Source organism: Streptomyces sp. NPDC038135 (assembly GCF_055601245.1).
This window is the reverse complement of sequence record NZ_JBVJXS010000003.1, coordinates 737,449-752,972: the sequence shown is the minus strand read 5'-3', so window position 1 is coordinate 752,972 and position 15,524 is coordinate 737,449. Positions and strand designations below refer to the sequence as shown.

Annotated in this window: 14 protein-coding genes; 3 read left to right on the top strand and 11 right to left on the bottom strand. The window is 73.4% G+C overall.

The features are described from left to right. Positions 1–567: 567 nt before the first annotated feature. Positions 568–1,587 carry a tryptophan--tRNA ligase gene (gene trpS / locus ACZ7JA_RS11790; protein WP_389300874.1) on the top strand — a complete coding sequence of 340 codons (1,020 nt, stop codon included), beginning with the start codon at positions 568–570 and terminating at the stop codon, positions 1,585–1,587. Between the two features lie 63 nt (positions 1,588–1,650). Here trpS and proC read toward each other — a convergent pair whose 3' ends face one another. The 6 genes from proC to ACZ7JA_RS11760 all read right to left on the bottom strand — a co-directional run bounded on the left by proC (position 1,651) and on the right by ACZ7JA_RS11760 (position 6,000). Continuing rightward, positions 1,651–2,463, bottom strand: a complete 813-nt coding sequence (gene proC, locus ACZ7JA_RS11785) for a pyrroline-5-carboxylate reductase (protein ID WP_351667209.1) — start codon at positions 2,461–2,463, stop codon at positions 1,651–1,653. Positions 2,464–2,544: 81 nt separating this feature from the next. Beyond that, entirely contained in the window at positions 2,545–3,324 is a 780-nt protein-coding gene (locus ACZ7JA_RS11780; RefSeq protein ID WP_470807964.1) for an ABC transporter permease, read from the bottom strand. Continuing rightward, positions 3,321–4,142 carry an ABC transporter ATP-binding protein gene (locus ACZ7JA_RS11775; RefSeq protein WP_470807963.1) on the bottom strand — a complete coding sequence of 274 codons (822 nt, stop codon included), beginning with the start codon at positions 4,140–4,142 and terminating at the stop codon, positions 3,321–3,323. The genes ACZ7JA_RS11780 and ACZ7JA_RS11775 overlap by 4 nt, the downstream gene beginning before the upstream one ends. A 118-nt stretch (positions 4,143–4,260) precedes the next feature. Next, a complete protein-coding gene (locus ACZ7JA_RS11770) occupies positions 4,261–5,043 on the bottom strand; it encodes a class I SAM-dependent methyltransferase (protein WP_351667213.1) in 783 nt (260 codons plus the stop codon). 72 nt (positions 5,044–5,115) lie between these two features. Next, positions 5,116–5,640, bottom strand: coding sequence for an EamA/RhaT family transporter (locus ACZ7JA_RS11765; RefSeq protein WP_389300863.1), 525 nt, complete (start codon positions 5,638–5,640; stop codon positions 5,116–5,118). Between the two features lie 42 nt (positions 5,641–5,682). Beyond that, positions 5,683–6,000: an SH3 domain-containing protein gene (locus ACZ7JA_RS11760; RefSeq protein WP_389449135.1), complete on the bottom strand. Its 318-nt coding sequence runs from the start codon at positions 5,998–6,000 to the stop codon at positions 5,683–5,685. A gap of 182 nt (positions 6,001–6,182) precedes the next feature. Here ACZ7JA_RS11760 and ACZ7JA_RS11755 point away from each other — a divergent pair, with 182 nt between their 5' ends. Continuing rightward, a complete protein-coding gene (locus ACZ7JA_RS11755) occupies positions 6,183–8,288 on the top strand; it encodes a serine/threonine-protein kinase (RefSeq protein WP_470807962.1) in 2,106 nt (701 codons plus the stop codon). A 52-nt stretch (positions 8,289–8,340) separates the two neighbouring features. Here ACZ7JA_RS11755 and ilvD read toward each other — a convergent pair whose 3' ends face one another. The 4 genes from ilvD to ACZ7JA_RS11735 form a co-directional block, all read right to left on the bottom strand. After that, the gene (gene ilvD, locus ACZ7JA_RS11750) at positions 8,341–10,194 is read right to left on the bottom strand and encodes a dihydroxy-acid dehydratase (RefSeq protein WP_470807961.1); all 1,854 of its coding nucleotides are present in this window, start codon (positions 10,192–10,194) and stop codon (positions 8,341–8,343) included. A 157-nt stretch (positions 10,195–10,351) separates the two neighbouring features. Beyond that, positions 10,352–10,957, bottom strand: a complete 606-nt coding sequence (locus ACZ7JA_RS11745; RefSeq protein ID WP_351667223.1) for a TetR/AcrR family transcriptional regulator — start codon at positions 10,955–10,957, stop codon at positions 10,352–10,354. Then, the gene (locus ACZ7JA_RS11740) at positions 10,954–11,766 is read right to left on the bottom strand and encodes a sugar phosphate isomerase/epimerase family protein (protein WP_351667225.1); all 813 of its coding nucleotides are present in this window, start codon (positions 11,764–11,766) and stop codon (positions 10,954–10,956) included. The genes ACZ7JA_RS11745 and ACZ7JA_RS11740 overlap by 4 nt, the downstream gene beginning before the upstream one ends. Before the next feature lie 150 nt (positions 11,767–11,916). Further along, complete coding sequence (locus ACZ7JA_RS11735) at positions 11,917–12,849, bottom strand: Ppx/GppA family phosphatase (RefSeq protein ID WP_351667227.1); 933 nt, start codon at positions 12,847–12,849, stop codon at positions 11,917–11,919. Positions 12,850–12,920: 71 nt separating this feature from the next. Between ACZ7JA_RS11735 and ACZ7JA_RS11730 the strand changes: the two genes are divergently transcribed. Then, positions 12,921–13,748, top strand: a complete 828-nt coding sequence (locus ACZ7JA_RS11730) for a DUF3109 family protein (protein WP_351667229.1) — start codon at positions 12,921–12,923, stop codon at positions 13,746–13,748. Here the strand turns inward: ACZ7JA_RS11730 and ACZ7JA_RS11725 are convergent. Then, complete coding sequence (locus tag ACZ7JA_RS11725) at positions 13,745–15,424, bottom strand: BACON domain-containing protein (protein ID WP_470807960.1); 1,680 nt, start codon at positions 15,422–15,424, stop codon at positions 13,745–13,747. The genes ACZ7JA_RS11730 and ACZ7JA_RS11725 overlap by 4 nt on opposite strands. Positions 15,425–15,524: the final 100 nt, after the last annotated feature.

The following is a 15,524-nucleotide window of genomic DNA, read 5'->3' as shown; positions in this document are numbered from 1 at the left end:
TCTTTTCTCGACCCGATTTCCTCGGTGCTTTCCAGGTTCCCGCTCTCGCGTTTCCCTTTCCGGCGGTTCCGACTCTATCAGATCCTTTCGGCGTCCGATTCCCGGTCGGCGGGTTTGTCTTCCCGGCTGTTGGGCCGTTCCGACGAGTGAGACTTTAGCGGATTCCCGGCTCCCGAGCTAATCGGGGGCCTGCGTCCTTTCGAACGCGGATTCCTCATTTCGCTAATACGCACGCCAAAACAGTCGACGCGGAACGTCGATGAAGTGGGTGGTACCTGCGGAATCGCTGTCCGGGGACCGACCGAGGTCGGCGCTCACGTCGGACAACTCGGAGAACACTACGCACGGGCCCGAGGCGTGTCAACTCACCCCCCGGGCCCGCCCCGGAGGCGTACTCTGGCGTCATGACCACGCGTACGTGTACCCAGCTCTGGTGGGCCGCCTGACGGCGGCCGACTCACGTATGCACTCAACGGCCGCCGCTTCGGCGGCCGTTCTCGTATCTCCTCCAGGACTCCGGGGGCCGGCCGACCGGAACGGCGGTCTCGACCAGGAGATGGAGTAGGGATGACACGGGTCTTCAGTGGAGTGAAGCCGACCGGGCATCTGACCCTGGGGAACTACCTGGGAGCCATGCGCCGCTGGGCCGAGGTGGACCAGCACAGGTCGGACGCCCTGTTCTGCGTCGTCGACCTGCACGCGCTGACGGTCGACCACGATCCGGCACGGGTGCTCAGACTGAGCCGGCAGACGGCGACGCTGCTGCTGGCGTCGGGGCTCGACCCCGAGCTGTGCACCGTGTTCCTGCAGAGCCACGTCGACGAGCACACGCGTCTGTCGTACCTGCTGGAGTGCGTGGCGACGGACGGCGAGATGCGCCGCATGATCCAGTACAAGGAGAAGGCGCCGCGCGAACGCGAGCGGGGTGGGAGCGTGCGGCTGTCGCTGCTGACGTACCCGGTGCTGATGGCCGCGGACATCCTGGCCTACGGGGCCGACGAGGTGCCGGTGGGCGAGGACCAGACACAGCACGTCGAGCTGACGCGGGACCTGGCGGTGCGCTTCAACCAGCGGTACGGGCACACCTTCGTGGTGCCCCGGGCCACTCCTCCGGGGGTGGCCGCCCGGGTGATGAACCTCCAGGAACCGACGTCGAAGATGGGCAAGTCGGACGACTCCGGGCCGGGCATCGTCTATCTGCTCGACGAGCCGGACGTGGTGCGCAAGAAGGTCATGCGGGCCGTGACCGACAGCGGCCGGGACGTGGAGTACGACCGGGAGGCGCGGCCGGGGGTGGCGAACCTGCTGGAGATCCTCGGCGCCTGCACGGGCGCGGACCCGGAGGCGCTGGCCGGGGGCTACGACTCCTACGGCGCCTTGAAGAAGGACACCGCGGAGGCCGTGGTGGAGACGCTCAGCCCGGTGCAGGCCAGGCACCGGGAGCTGTGCGCGGACCCCTCCTATGTGGACGGGGTGCTGCGCCGGGGCGCCGAGAAGGCGCGGGCGGTGGCGCGGCCGACCGTCGACGCCGCCTTCCGGGCGATCGGCCTGATGCCGGCCGTGCCCGAGCCCGTCCCGGTCCGGTAGGAGACGGCTCCGGGGCGGTGGGGGGACCAGGCCGCCCGCCGCCCCGGGGACGGTCGTCGTCGGTCAGTCCTTCTTGCCGGAGGCCAGTTCGCGGCTCCGGTCGCGGGCGGCCTCCAGGGCGGCGATGAGGGCGGCGCGCACCCCGTGGTTCTCCAGTTCGCGGATGGCGTTGATCGTCGTGCCGGCCGGGGACGTCACGTTCTCCCGCAGCCTGACCGGGTGCTCGCCGCTGTCGCGGAGCATCACCGCGGCGCCGATGGCGGACTGGACGATCAGGTCGTGGGCCTTGTCGCGGGGCAGGCCGAGCAGGATGCCGGCGTCGGTCATGGCCTCGACCAGGTAGAAGAAGTACGCCGGTCCGGAGCCGGACAGCGCGGTGCAGGCGTCCTGCTGGCTCTCGGGGACGCGCAGGGTCTTGCCGACGCCGCCGAAGATCTCCTCGGCGTGGGCGAGGTGCGCCTCCCCGGCGTGGCTGCCGGCGGAGATGACGGACATGGCCTCGTCGACGAGGGCGGGGGTGTTCGTCATGACGCGGACGACCGGGATGCCGGCGGCCAGACGCTCCTCGAAGAAGGAGGTGGGAATGCCGGCGGCGCCGCTGATGACCAGGCGGTCGGCGGGGAGGTGCGGGGCGAGTTCGTCCAGGAGGGCGCCCATGTCCTGCGGCTTGACCGTGAGGATCAGGGTGTCGGCGGTCTTGGCGGCCTCGGTGTTGGTGACCGCGGTGACTCCGTGGCGGGCGCGGAGTTCCTCGGCGCGTTCGGGACGGCGGGCGGTGACCAGGAGGTCGGCGGGGGCCCAGCCGGCCCGGATCATTCCGCTGAGCAGGGCTTCGCCGATCTTGCCGGTGCCGAGGACTGCGACTTTCTGGCTCATGCGGTTCAGTCTGGCACCGGGGCGGCGGGGTGCGGGCCGTTGTCCGGCTGGCGGAACACGAGCCGCCCCGCCCGGTGGGTCCTAGGAGGTCCGCCGGCGCAGGGTCGCCGCGCCGAGGGCCAGGACCAGGACCGCGCAGCCGGCCACGATCAGCACGTCGCGTACGAACGTGGCGGTCATGTCGGTGTGGTGGAGGACCTCGTTCATGCCGTCGACGGCGTACGACATGGGCAGCACGTCGGAGACGGCCTCGAGGACGGGGTGCATGTCGGAGCGGGGTGTGAAGAGCCCGCAGAGCAGGAGCTGGGGGAAGATCACCGCGGGCATGAACTGGACCGCCTGGAACTCGGAGGCCGCGAAGGCCGAGACGAAGAGACCGAGGGCCGTGCCGAGCAGGGCGTCGAGGAGCGCGACGAGCAGGAGCAGCCAGGCCGAGCCGGTGACGTCGAGGCCGAGGCCCCACAGGGCGAGTCCGGTGGCGAGCGCGGACTGGACGACGGCGACGGCGCCGAAGGCGAGCGCGTAGCCGGCGATGAGGTCCGCCTTGCCGAGGGGCATGGCGAGGAGGCGTTCGAGGGTGCCCGAGGTGCGTTCGCGCAGGGTGGCGATGGAGGTCACCAGGAACATCGTGATCAGCGGGAAGATGCCGAGCAGCGAGGCGCCGATGTCGTCGAAGGTGCGGGGGCTGGCGTCGAAGACGTAGCGCAGCAGGACCAGCATCAGGCAGGGGACGAGGATCATCAGCGCGATGGTCCGCGGGTCGTGCCGGAGCTGGCGCAGGACCCGGGCCGCGGTGGCGGTGGTGCGGGCGGCGTTGAGCGCGCCGGTCGGGACGGCGGCCGCCGGGGGCGTCGTGCTCATCGGGTCGTCTCCTCGGTGCGGTCGGCGGCGGCGGCCTGGTCCACCAGGCGGAGGAAGGCGGCCTCGACGGTGTCGGTGCCGGTTCGGGTGCGCAGGGCGTCGGGAGTGTCTTCGGCCAGGATCCGCCCGTCGCGCATCAGGAGCAGCCGGTGGCAGCGCTCCGCCTCGTCCATGACGTGGGAGGAGACGAGGAGGGTGACGCCCCGGTCGGCGACGAGGGCGTGGAAGAGGTTCCACAGGTCGCGGCGCAGGACGGGGTCGAGGCCGACCGTCGGTTCGTCCAGGACGAGGAGTTCGGGGGCGCCGAGGAGGGCGACGGCCAGGGAGACGCGGCTGCGCTGGCCGCCGGAGAGGTTGCCGGCGAGGGCGTCGGCGTGGCCGGTGAGGGCGACGTCGGTGAGGACGCGGGCGACGTCGTCGCGGCGGTCGGCCCTGGTGCGGCCGGGGTCGAGGATCGAGGCGAAGTAGTCGAGGTTCTGGCGGACGGTCAGGTCGTCGTAGACGGAGGGTGCCTGGGTGACGTAGCCGATGCGGCTGCGCAGGGTGGGGTGGCCGGCGGGGCGGCCGAGGACGTCGAGGGTTCCGGTGACCTTGGCCTGGGTGGCGACGACGGAGCGGATGAGCGTGGACTTGCCGCATCCGGAGGGGCCGAGCAGGCCGGTGATCCGGCCGCGCGCGACGGTGAAGGCGAGGTCGCTCAGGACGGTGCGCGAGCCGCGGACGACGGTGAGGCCGTCGGCGCGGACGACGGTGAGGCCGTCGGCGCGGACGGCGTCCGGTGGCGTGGGTCCGGTTGGGCCGGACAAGTAATTCATCACGCGATGAATAATTGTCCCGGCGGCCCGGCGCCGTCAAGGGGCGTGCGCGTGTGCCCGGACACGGAAGCGGCGGCCGGTGTGCACCGGCCGCCGCATCGCTCCCTCGGGTGAGGTGGTGTCAGGGCCTGCCGGCGACGAGCAGGAGCACGTCGTACGTCTCCTCGACGACGCCGTCCGGGAAGACCTTCAGCAGATGGGCGCGCTCCTGCGCGAGGAAGGCGTCCCGGCGTTCCGCCGGGGCGACCAGGAACGCCGAGTGGCTGCCGACGTTGGCGAGATGGGTGTCCAGCGGGACGCGTCGGCTCCAGCGGATGTCCCGGCGGGTGAAGCGCAGGCGCCCGGTGGGGTCGGCCTGCGCGCGGTCGCCGGCCCCGCGCTTCTCCGCGGGGACGTCGACGCCGAAGAAGCGGGCGGTCCGCTCGGCCGACTCGGCGATCCACTCGACGTCGACGGCGTCGGTGTTCCACCACAGCGCCAGTGACCCGCCCGGCCGCAGCACGCGCAGCGCCTCCGGCACCGCCCGGGCGGGGTCGGTCCAGTGCCAGGCCTGGGCGTAGGCGATGAGGTCGGCGTGGGCGTCGGCGACCGGGAGGGCGTTGCCGTCGCCCCGCACGAGAGGGACGTCCGGCAGGGCGCGGCGGAACTCGGCGGCCATGCCCTCCCCCGGTTCGACCGCGAGGACGTCGGCCCCTCGGGCCCGCAGCAGGGCGGAGGCGATACCGGTGCCCGCGCCGACGTCCACGACCCGGGCGCCGGCCAGGGGGCGCCCGGCCAGTTCCGCCACGGAGTCCAGGAGGGCGGGCGGGTAGGAGGGTCGGTTCGCGGCGTACTGGGCGGCCGCCGCGTTGAAGGAGTGGGCGCGCAGGCCGCGCGGCGGCTCGGCGGTGTGGGACGTGGTCATACCTCCATGCTGTCCACGCCGGAGGGCGGGGACACGGGCGGTGCGGCGGCGAGCCGTGCCGCGGGGCCCGGGTCAGCGGCGGCGCTTGCGCCTCGACGGGTCGCCCGTGCGCCGGGAGGACCGGCGCTCGTACTCCTCGCGGGCCTTGTCGTACTCCTCGCGGTGCAGTTTCTCGCCCGGCGCCTCGGTGAGGGCGCGGAAGAAGTAGGCCAGCAGTGAGCCGACGAAGCCGATGGCGAGCAGGCCGCGCAGCGAGGCCTGCCGCTGGGGGTCGTGGCGCCTGCCGAAGCCCTCCCAGGTGTTGCGGAAGGCCAGCGCGCTGCAGATCGCGAACATGGCGATGATCAGCACGGTCACGAAGGCGCCGGTGCCGGCGATCCGGAGGCCGTCGTAGGCGAAGCGCAGCACCAGGCAGGAGACGACGGCCGCGGCGAGGGAGCCGGCCGCCACGCCGGCCCGGCGGGCCGCGTACCCGTGGTCGTGGTCCACCCAGGAGGTGCCGAAGAAGCGGAGGGGTTCGGGGCGGGGGCCGCCGCCGGCGGTCTCGCCGCGCGCGGAGCCCGCCTGGTCCTCCGGGGTGCCGGTTTCGTCGCTCACGGGACGATTATGGCTCCGGGGGCCGGCGGGCTCCTGGCGGGGTCAGCCGCAGCGCGGGGCGACGTAGCCGTCGCTGCCCGTCTGCACGTAGGCGTCGGAGACGTACTCGCCGTTGTCGATGTTGTCCCAGAGCTTCGAGGTGCCGTAGGGGCCGGTCACCGTCGTGCCCGGGGTCTGGCAGTAGATCGGGACCTTGGCGCCGTAGGACAGCACCCTGACGATGTTGTAGCTGGTGCCGGGGCCGCTGCGGACGTTCAGGCGGACGTCGGGAGCGACCGCGTAGTAGCGCAGCGACTGGGTTGTCACCGCCGCCTCGCCGGCGTCCTCGTTCCCGGGCTCCGCGACTGGCTCTACGGACATGGTGTTCCTCCCCCGCTGGTCCCCATGACCGCCATGGGGACCCGTTGCATCCCTGTGAGTCGACTCGCGAGACGTGTGTACGTGACTCGCACGCAGACGCTAGCAAGCCGCCTCTGTCCCGTACGAGTCATCGACTAGGCTCCGTGCGTCGCGCGCACGGACGAAGAGCACGGGGGTGGTCCATGGCGCCGCAGCGCAGCACCGGGGCGGGGGCGGAAGCGGAACTTCCCGAGTACGCCGGCCGGTACCGCCTGGAGTCGCATCTGGGGTCCGGTGGCATGGGAGTGGTCCATCTGGCCCGCAGCGACTCCGGGTTGAAGCTCGCGGTGAAGGTCGTGCACGCCGAGTTCGCGAGGGACCGCGAGTTCAGGGGCCGTTTCCGGCAGGAGGTGGCCGCGGCTCGCAGGGTGAGCGGGGCCTTCACCGCGCCGGTCGTGGACGCCGACCCCGACGCCGAACGCCCGTGGATGGCGACGCTGTTCATCCCCGGTCCGACGCTTTCGGACCATGTGAAGCGGAACGGGCCCATGCCGTCGGCGCAGTTGCGCCGGCTGATGGCCGGGCTCGCGGAGGCCCTGCGCGACATCCACCGGGTGGGCGTGGTGCACCGGGACCTCAAGCCGAGCAACGTCCTGCTGGCCGAGGACGGGCCGAAGGTCATCGACTTCGGCATCTCCCGGCCGAAGGACAGTGAACTCCGCACGGAGACGGGCAAACTGATCGGCACGCCGCCCTTCATGGCTCCCGAGCAGTTCCGCCGGCCACGGGAGGTGGGCCCGGCCGCCGATGTCTTCGCGCTGGGTTCGGTGATGGTGCACGCGGCGACCGGGCGGGGGCCGTTCGACTCCGACAGCCCGTACGTCGTGGCGTACCAGGTGGTGCACGACGAGCCGGATCTGACCGGGGTTCCGGAGTCCCTCGCGCCGCTGGTGCTGCGCTGCCTCGCCAAGGAGCCCGAGGACAGGCCGACTCCGGACGAGCTGATGCGGGAGCTGCGGTCGGTCGCCGCGTCGTACGACACGCAGGCGTTCATACCGGCGCAGCGCACGGGTGAGGCTCCCAGGGCTCCCGAACCAGCCGTCGCCGTCCAGGAGACGGGGGGCCGTCCGGTGCGGCGCCGGTTCAGGGCCGGCAAGGCGTTGACGGGCGCCGTGGCGCTCGGGCTCGTCGTGGCCGGCGTGCTGGTCTCGGTCCGGCCGGCGGGAGGCGATCCCGGTCCGGCCGCCTCCGGGCCTCGTACGGGGAAGGCCGCGTTCAGCGCCTGGGACACCCGGGCCGCGGCAGCGGGCACCGGGATGCCCCGGTGTTCGTACGGTGAGGGCAGGTTGCTGTGCGCCCAGCCCGGCGCGGTCTACGCCCTCTCCCCCGCCGACGGCACCCGGTTGTGGCGGCGTTCCGTCGCCGTGCGGACGGTGAGCGGGGCGCCGGTCCTGTCGGCCGGTCTGGTGCAGCCGTTCACCGACGGGGGGCCGCGGGTGGCGGCCCTCGATCCCTCGTCGGGCAAGGAGGTCTGGGGGCGCGATGTGCCGGCCGGCACGACGGTGCGGTACGCGGGGGACACGGCTCTGCTGACGGCCCCCGACGGGACCGTCACGGGCCTGGACGCGGCGACGGGCAGGGCCCGGTGGACGCACCGGATCGCCGGGCAGGCGAAGCCGTCCTTCACCGTCTTCCCGCGCGATCCGCTGGCGTACGCGGCCGGTACGTCGGCCGACGGGGCGAGCACCCTCGTGACCGCGGTGGATCCGGGAACCGGGCGGGTGCGCTGGCAGGCACGGCTGAAGGGGAGCCTCAGACCCGCCGGTTCGGCGGGCGGGGCCGTCTCCTTCCTCTCGGTGGACCCGGTCTACGGCTCCACGAAGGCGGTCGTCCGGTTCGATCCGGCGACCCGGTCGTCGCGGCGGGTGGACCTCCCCGTGGCCCTGGACGGCGCTCAGGCCACGGTGCGCGGCGACATGGTCCTGCTCCTGGGCACCGGTGGCCGGCTGCAGGCCGTCGACATGGCGAAGCGGAGTGTTCCGTGGCGCCTGGAGACATCGGTGAGCCGCGGTTCGGCGCCGGTCGCGGACGGCCGGCACGTGTACTTCACCGCGAGCGACGGACGGCTCCTCGCCGTCGACTCGCGTACGGGAACACTCGTCGGGCAGACGCGGGCGCGCCTGGGCGAGCACGCGACACGGGTGGTGGCGGCGCCGCCCGCTCCGCTCGTGCAGCACGGCGACGTCTACGCCACCGCGCCCGACGGCACCGTCTTCGCGGTGCCCGCGAAGGACCCCTCGGCCTGGTGACACGGCGCGCGGGGCCGCCCCCGGTGGAGGCGGCCCCGCGCGGTGCCCGGCTTCAGCCGAGCTTGCTCACGTCGCGCACCGCGCCCTTGTCGGCGCTGGTCGCCATGGCCGCGTAGGCGCGCAGCGCGGCGGAGACCTTGCGGTCGCGGTTCTTCGGGGCGTACACCCCGGCCAGCGCCTGGTCGCGCCGGGCCAGCTCCGCCTCGTCGACCAGCAGCTCGATGGTGCGGTTCGGGATGTCGATGCGGATGCGGTCGCCGTCCTGGACCAGGGCGATGGTGCCGCCGGACGCCGCCTCCGGGGAGGCGTGGCCGATGGACAGGCCGGACGTGCCGCCGGAGAAGCGGCCGTCGGTGATCAGGGCGCAGGTCTTGCCGAGGCCGCGGCCCTTCAGGTACGAGGTCGGGTACAGCATCTCCTGCATGCCGGGGCCGCCCTTGGGGCCCTCGTAGCGGATGACGACGACGTCGCCGTCCTTGACCTCCTGGGTGAGGATCCGCTGGACGGCCTCCTCCTGCGACTCGCAGACCACCGCCGGGCCCTCGAAGGTCCAGATCGACTCGTCGACGCCGGCGGTCTTCACCACGCAGCCGTCGACGGCCAGGTTGCCCCGGAGGACCGCGAGGCCGCCGTCCTTGGAGTAGGCGTGCTCGACGGAGCGGATGCAGCCGCCCTCGGCGTCGTCGTCCAGGGCCTCCCAGCGCTCGGACTGGGAGAAGGCCTCGGCGGAGCGGACGCAGCCGGGGGCCGCGTGCCACAGCTCGACGGCCTCCGGCGACGGGGAGCCGCCGCGGACGTCCCAGGTCTTCAGCCAGTCGGACAGGGAGGGGCTGTGGACGGCGTGCACGTCCTCGTTCAGCAGGCCGCCGCGGTGCAGTTCGCCGAGGAGGGCGGGGATGCCGCCGGCGCGGTGCACGTCCTCCATGTAGTACGTGCGGTCCTTCGCGACGTTGGGCGCGACCTTGGCGAGGCAGGGGACGCGGCGGGAGACGGCGTCGATCTGCTCCAGGCCGAATTCGACGCCCGCCTCCTGGGCGGCGGCCAGCAGGTGCAGGATCGTGTTGGTGGAGCCGCCCATCGCGATGTCCAGGGCCATGGCGTTCTCGAAGGCCTGGAAGGTGGCGATGTTGAGCGGCAGGACGGTGTCGTCGTCCTGCTCGTAGTAGCGGCGGGTGAGGTCCATGACCGTGCGGGCCGCGTTCTCGTAGAGGGCGCGGCGGGCGGTGTGGGTGGCGAGGACCGAGCCGTTGCCGGGCAGGGAGAGGCCGATGGCCTCGGTCAGGCAGTTCATCGAGTTGGCGGTGAACATGCCGGAACAGCTGCCGCAGGTCGGGCAGGCGTTCTCCTCGATGCGGAGGATGTCCTCGTCGGAGATCTTGTCGTTGACGGCGTCGGAGATCGCGTCGACCAGGTCCAGGGTGCGGACCGTGCCGTCGACCAGCGTGGCGCGGCCGGACTCCATCGGGCCGCCGGAGACGAAGACCGTCGGGATGTTCAGGCGCAGGGCCGCCATCAGCATGCCCGGGGTGATCTTGTCGCAGTTGGAGATGCAGACCAGGGCGTCGGCGCAGTGGGCCTCGACCATGTACTCCACCGAGTCCGCGATCAGGTCGCGGGAGGGCAGGGAGTACAGCATGCCGCCGTGGCCCATGGCGATGCCGTCGTCCACGGCGATCGTGTTGAACTCGCGCGGGATGCCGCCCGCCTCCTTGATCGCCTCGCTGACGATCCGGCCGACCGGCTGGAGGTGGGTGTGGCCCGGCACGAACTCGGTGAAGGAGTTGGCGACGGCGATGACCGGCTTCCGGCCGATGTCCGCACCGGGTACACCGGAGGCGCGCATAAGGGCGCGGGCGCCCGCCATGTTGCGGCCGTGGGTGACTGTGCGGGACCTCAGCTCGGGCATCGTCGCTCGCTCCTTCGAAGACCTTCTGCCAGAGAGTTCTGACTCCTCCGAGCGTACGCCGCCCCTCCAAGGGATGGACAAGCATGTCCGGAATGCGGGACGCGTGTTTCACGGCCGCGGATTCCGGGGCCGGGCCGGGCCACGGGCGCCGGCGGTGTCAGGGCTGCGTCAGATGGCTCTGCACCACGGGCGCGACCCGCGCGATGATCTGCTCCAGGTCCACCGAGGCCAGCGGCTCCAGCTTGATCACGTGGCGCATCATCGCCGCGCCGACGAGCTGCGCGGCGGCCAGCTCGGTGCGCAGCTCCGGGTCCGGCAGGTCCACCTGGGCGGCCACCCGGCGCAGCACCTGGGTGGCGACCAGGCGGCGGAAGACGGCCGCCGCGGCCTCGTTGTTCACGGCGGAGCGGAGGATCGCGAGCAGGGGCGTACGGGTCGTGGGGTTCTCCCACACGCCGAGGAAGAAGCGGGTCAGCCGCTCGCCGACCTCGGCCGGCGGGACCTCGGCGATCGCGTCGGGCACGTCGAGCGCGGGCGCGAAGGCGACCGCGACGGACGCCTCGAAGATCTGCTCCTTGGTGCCGAAGTAGTGGTGGACGAGCGCCGAGTCGACCCCGGCGGCCTTGGCGATGCCGCGCACGGACGTCTTCTCGTAGCCGCGCTCGGAGAACTCCTCGCGGGCGGCGGCCAGGATGCGGTCGCGGGTGCCGGCGGACTCGGTGCGCGGGGGCCGGCCCCGCCGGCGCGCGGTGGTGCCGGTCATCGCCGGGGCACCCGCACGGCGGAGGCCAGGTGCTGCCGGGTGAAGGCGAGGGCCTCGGCGAGGTCGGCCTCGCGCTCGGCGCTGGACATCGCCCGGCGGGTGTTGACCTCGATCACGACGTGGCCGTCGAAGCCGGTGTGCGAGAGCCGCTCCAGCAGCTCGGCGCAGGGCTGGGTGCCGCGGCCGGGGACCAGGTGCTCGTCCTTGGCGGAGCCCCGGCCGTCGGCGAGGTGGACGTGGCCGAGCCGGTCGCCCATGCGGTCGATCATGGCGAGCGCGTCGGTGCGGGCCGTCGCGGTGTGGCTGAGGTCGATCGTGAAGTGCCGGTAGTCGTCCTTGGTGACGTCCCAGTCGGGGGCGTAGGCCAGCATCTCGCGGTCGCGGTAGCGCCACGGGTACATGTTCTCGACGGCGAACCGCACGTCCGTCTCGTTCGCCATCCGCCACACCCCGGTGACGAAGTCGCGGGCGTACTGCCGCTGCCAGCGGAAGGGCGGGTGGACGACGACCGTGTCGGCGCCCAGCTTCTCGGCGGCCGCCCGGGCCCGCTGGAGCTTGGTCCAGGGGTCGGTGGACCAGACGCGCTGGGTGATCAGCAGGCAGGGGGCGTGCACGGCGAGGATGGGGACGCCGTGGTGGTCGGACAGCCGGCGCAGCGCCTCGATGTCCTGGCTCACCGGGTCGGTCCACACCATGACCTCGACGCCGTCGTAACCGACGCGCGCGGCGATCTCGAAGGCCGTCGCCGTCGACTCCGGGTACACCGAGGCCGTCGACAGGGCGACCTTTACGTCCCTTGGTTCAGCCACGTCCGTCACCTTACGGGGTCGGGCGGCCCGGACGCGGGGTGCCGGTTCGCCATTGTGAGCTTTGCCATCCGCGCCGTCGCCGGCGGGCCGGGGGCCGCTCGCGCGCGCGGCGGCGGCATGTGCGGATACGGTTCCGCACCCCCTCGGCACTCAGCCCGAGCCCATGTGGTCGAGACGGCGGAGGATGACGCCCTCGCGCAGCGCCCAGGGGCATATCTCCAGGCTCTCCACGCCGAACAGGTCCATCGCGCCCTCGGCCACCAGGGCGCCGGCGAGGAGCTGGCCCGCCCTGCCCTCGGAGACGCCGGGGAGTTCCGCGCACTGCTCGGCGGTCATCCCGGACAGCCGGGGCACCCAGGCCTCCAGGGACTCCCGCTTGAGCTCGCGCTGGACGTAGAGGCCCTCCGCGCTGCGGGCGGCGCCGGCGATCCGGGCGAGCTGCTTGAAGGTCTTGGAGGTGGCGACCACGTGGTCGGGGGCGCCGAAGCGGCTGAACTCGCCGACGGTACGGGCGATCTCGGTGCGGACGTGGCGGCGCAGGGCGCGCACGTCGTCGGGTGCGGGCGGATCGCCGGGCAGCCAGCCGGCGGTGAGGCGGCCCGCGCCGAGCGGCAGGGAGACGGCCGCGTCGGGCTCCTCGTCCATGCCGTAGCCGATCTCCAGGGAGCCGCCGCCGATGTCCAGGACGAGCAGCTTGCCGGCGGACCAGCCGAACCAGCGGCGGACGGCGAGGAAGGTGAGCCGGGCCTCCTCGGCGCCGGTGAGCACCTGGAGCCGTACGCCGGTCTCGTCCTGCACGCGCGCGAGGACGTCGTCGGCGTTGGTGGCCTCGCGGACGGCGGAGGTGGCGAACGGCAGCAGGTCCTCGACGCCCTTGTCCTCGGCGGCCTGGAGCGCGTCCCGGACCACGTCGACCAGCCGGTGGATGCCGTCGTCGCCGATGGCGCCGCTGTCGTCGAGCAGTTGGGCGAGCCGCAGGTCGGCCTTGTGCGAGTGCGCGGGCAGCGGCCGTGCGCCGGGGTGGGCGTCCACCACCAGCAGATGCACCGTGTTGGAACCCACGTCCAGGACACCGAGTCTCATGTACGGCACGCTACTGCCAGATCCGCCCTCCTCGGTCCCCGCGGCGGCCCCGGGCCACTTACCCTGGAGGCGTGCCAAAGACGAAAAAGGCGAAGGACGACAAACCGTCCAAGTCCGGCAAGACGCCCAGAACGGCCCCGGTACCGAGTGACGAGAAGGGCCTCGACTTCGCGCGCGCGTGGGTGGAGTTCCCCGATCCGGCGGACGAGGAGCAGGTCTTCCGCTGCGATCTGACATGGCTGACCTCTCGCTGGAACTGCATCTTCGGCAGCGGCTGCCAGGGCATCCAGGCGGGCCGCGCGGACGACGGGTGCTGCTCGCTGGGCGCCCACTTCTCCGACGAGGACGACGAGAAGCGGGTCGCAGGGCACGTGGCGAGGCTCACGCCGGAGATCTGGCAGCACCACGACGAGGGCATCCGCAACGGCTGGACCTCCGAGGACGAGGAGGGTTCGCGGCAGACCCGGCCCTTCCAGGGGTCGTGCATCTTCCAGAACCGTCCGGGTTTCGCGGGCGGCGCGGGCTGCTCGCTGCACATCCTCGCCCTGAGGGAGGGCCGGGAGCCGCTGGAGACCAAGCCGGACGTCTGCTGGCAGCTGCCGATCCGGCGGACGTACGACTGGATCGAGCGGCCGGACGACACGCGCGTGCTGCAGGTGTCGATCGGCGAGTACGACCGCCGGGGCTGGGGCCCGGGCGGCCATGACCTGCACTGGTGGTGCACCTCGGCGACGTCGGCGCACGGCGCGGGCGAGCCGGTGTACGTCTCGTACCGGGCGGAGCTGACCGAGCTGATGGGCAAGGCCGGCTACGACCGGCTGGCCGAGCTGTGCGAGCAGCGGCTGGCCTCGCAGCTTCCGCTGGTGGCCCCGCATCCGGCGGACCCGGGGCGTCCCTAAGCGTCCGACGGGCTCGGGTCCGCGTCGTCGCTGGACGGCGGGGGCGAGCTCGGCGGGTCGGACGGCGTCGGGTCGGCCGGGGTGGACGGCGGATCCGAGGGCGAGGTGGGCGGACCGGACGGCGGGTCGGTGTGGGCCGGGGCCGAGGGGCTCGGGTCGGGGGCGGGCGTCGAGGGCCGGGCCGAGGGGCCGCTGGGGGCGGTGCCGTAGCCGTCGATGGTGACCACGGCGCCGGCCGGTGACACCGCCACCCGCGCGTGCCAGTGTCCGGACGGCTCGCGCAGCCGGTCGACGTACACCTTGACCGTGAAGGTCTCGCCGGGCCGGAGCGTTCCCCCCGACCGGCTGAAGTAGAGCCAGGACGCCGGGGTCGACGCGGACCAGCGGACCGGTTCCGGGCCGGACGCGGTGAGCGTGATCAGCGTGACGTCGCCGTCGGTGCGCGCGCCGACCGCGAGCCGGCCGGCGCCCTTCCCGCCGGCTCCGCCGACGCTGACGACCTCCACGGACACGTCCGCCGTGCCCTTGCCGGCCGGGGCGCCGGACGGCTTCACTCGGGCGTTGCCCGCGTTCTCGTAGCCACCGCCGGTGTCGCCGCCGAACGCGTCGGGGCCCCGCGCCTCGCTCGCGGGGCCGCCCGGGCGGCCGTCCTCGCCGCCCACCGGACCGCCGCGGTAGGCGGCCCACAGGGCGAGAACGGGCGCGGCGACCACGGTGGCGACGACGGTCGTGGTGACGGCACGCGCGCGGAGCCGGTCGCGGCGGGCCGCGCGGTCCTTGGGGTCCATCGGGAAACCGCGCCGGTCGAAGCGGGGCACGGCCGCGCCACGCGCGCGCGGGTGGTGGGCGAGGGCGACGTGCAGGGCCGCGCGGGGCGCCTGCAGGACCGGCAGCTCGGCCGGGGTGACCGTGGCGCCGGGCCAGCGGCCGGGGACGGCGCGCTCGGCGGTGCGGCGGCAGCGGGGGCAGTCGTCGACGTGCCGGACCAGCTCGCGGCGCAGGGTGGGGCTGAGGACCAGCCGGCTGTCCCCGGTGAGGTGGGCCACGCTCGGGCAGCCGCCGGTCTCGACCACGGCGAGCGCGGCGCGGGTGCGCTCGACCTCGCAGGCCGCGGAGGCCAGCAGCTCGCGCGCGGCGGCGGGCGCCATGCCGAGGACGGCGGCGACCTCGCGCTCCGCGAGATGGTGGCGGACGGCGAGCTCCAGCGCCTCGCGCTGCTCGGGGGTGGTGCCGGCCGCCTCCGGCCAGGCGAGCAGGGCGAGTTCACAGCGCCGCTGCTCCAGGACCTCCGGCGCCACGGGCGGCTCGGCGTCCCGTTTCGCGGTGGCCGGGCGGCCCGACGCGTGCGTGGCCTGGCGTTTCTGCCGAGCCTCGGCGAGCCCGCGCAGGCACGCCCAGCGGGCCAGGGCGTACAGCCAGGCCCGCTGGTCGACGGCCTCCGGGACGCGCTGTCCGCGCCGCTCGGCCAGCGCCAGGACGTCCCCGAGGGCGGCGGTGGCCGCGTCGTGGTCGCACAGCACGGACAGGCAGTAGGTGAACAGACCGTCCAGGTACGGCTCGTAGCGCGCCGGCGGCCGCTGCGCGAGGGTGCGCGCGGCGGCGCGGTCGCGCGCCTCCCGGTGTGTCCGATGTGCGCCGGTGGTGCGGGTCGTCGTCTCCGGACTGCTGCTCATCACCCGTGCGACCGTAGGCGGCGGCGCAGTGCTCCTTCCGGCGCCTTGAGCTCTTTTAATTCGTACGGGTGAAACGATCCCTCATAAGGGGACAGGAACCTTT

What these genes read in the sequence shown, in the direction of transcription:
- ACZ7JA_RS11745 (WP_351667223.1), bottom strand. Translation starts at nt 10,957, where the DNA reads ATGACCGGCACCACCGCGCGCCGGCGGGGCCGGCCCCCGCGCACCGAG.
- ACZ7JA_RS11780 (WP_470807964.1), bottom strand. Translation starts at nt 3,324, where the DNA reads ATGAGCACGACGCCCCCGGCGGCCGCCGTCCCGACCGGCGCGCTCAAC.
- ACZ7JA_RS11755 (WP_470807962.1), top strand. Translation starts at nt 6,183, where the DNA reads ATGGCGCCGCAGCGCAGCACCGGGGCGGGGGCGGAAGCGGAACTTCCC.
- proC (WP_351667209.1), bottom strand. Translation starts at nt 2,463, where the DNA reads ATGAGCCAGAAAGTCGCAGTCCTCGGCACCGGCAAGATCGGCGAAGCC.
- ACZ7JA_RS11760 (WP_389449135.1), bottom strand. Translation starts at nt 6,000, where the DNA reads ATGTCCGTAGAGCCAGTCGCGGAGCCCGGGAACGAGGACGCCGGCGAG.
- trpS (WP_389300874.1), top strand. Translation starts at nt 568, where the DNA reads ATGACACGGGTCTTCAGTGGAGTGAAGCCGACCGGGCATCTGACCCTG.
- ACZ7JA_RS11770 (WP_351667213.1), bottom strand. Translation starts at nt 5,043, where the DNA reads ATGACCACGTCCCACACCGCCGAGCCGCCGCGCGGCCTGCGCGCCCAC.
- ACZ7JA_RS11735 (WP_351667227.1), bottom strand. Translation starts at nt 12,849, where the DNA reads ATGAGACTCGGTGTCCTGGACGTGGGTTCCAACACGGTGCATCTGCTG.
- ilvD (WP_470807961.1), bottom strand. Translation starts at nt 10,194, where the DNA reads ATGCCCGAGCTGAGGTCCCGCACAGTCACCCACGGCCGCAACATGGCG.